Here is an 806-nt window from a genome sequence, read left to right as displayed (position 1 = left end):
GGGACCGCCCGACTCGCCGATCGAGACGGTTCTCCCGTCTACGTGTGCCCAGGGGGGTGCGAGTGACCATGACCGGAGTGACCCTCGAGACGACGGGGATCGAGAGCGAGGTCGTCGACGGGGACCTCGAGCCGATCGGCCACGTCGCCATGCTCGACTACGACGACGTCCCGATCGGGACGGTCCTCGAGGAGATCGAGGCCCTCGAGGGGCCGGCGGTTCTCTCCCGGTCGTCGCCCGGTTCGTGGCACGTCGTCGACCTCGAGGTCCGGCCGTTCGCCGAGGCGATCGAGGTCGCTCGGTCGAGCACGGCCTCGAGGGAGTTCGTCTCCGAGATGGACCGCCGCGGGTGCCTCACGCTCCGGATCGGACCGAAGCGTCGGCCGGACGGATCGGTCGAGACGCCGGCCCCGGTCCCGATTACTGTCCACGTCCCGGACGGCCTCGAGGAGGTCGAGGTTTCCCGACCCCACGCCGGCCGACTCAGACAGCTAGCTGCGAACGTCGGAGTCGAGCACGTCGAGGACCGCCTCGAGGAGATCGAGCGGGGAGCCGTCGACGGCCTCGAGCCCGTCGGCCGCCAGCTACCCGAGACGCGCTACGAGACCCGCGGAGGGATCCGCTAATGCCGATCACGGACACGGAGTATGCCGAGGACGCCGACCGGATCGAACGCGAGTATATCGATCCCTCGAGCACGAGCGAGGACGACCTCGAGGCCGACCTCCGAGACAACGATTTCGCGGAGGGTGCCATCAAGGACATCAAAGAGTGGTTCACCACGTCGGACGACGTCTCCGACGCGC

At 68.6% G+C, this 806-nt stretch carries 2 protein-coding genes; both read left to right on the top strand.

What is annotated here, in order from left to right; all coding sequences use genetic code 11:
* Positions 1-68: 68 nt before the first annotated feature.
* Positions 69-626 (top strand): hypothetical protein, encoded by a 558-nt coding sequence (locus ABD224_RS29250; protein WP_344055348.1) that lies wholly within the window; start codon positions 69-71, stop codon positions 624-626.
* Positions 626-806: hypothetical protein (locus tag ABD224_RS29245; protein ID WP_344055346.1), on the top strand; the 181-nt coding region annotated here is incomplete at its 3' end. The genes ABD224_RS29250 and ABD224_RS29245, both read left to right, overlap by 1 nt.

It is taken from the genome of Streptomyces thermoalcalitolerans (assembly GCF_039525155.1).
GTDB classification, from domain to species: Bacteria; Actinomycetota; Actinomycetes; order Streptomycetales; family Streptomycetaceae; genus Streptomyces; species Streptomyces thermovulgaris.
The sequence above is the reverse complement of the archived record's forward strand: the minus strand, read 5'-3'. Positions and strand labels throughout refer to the sequence as shown.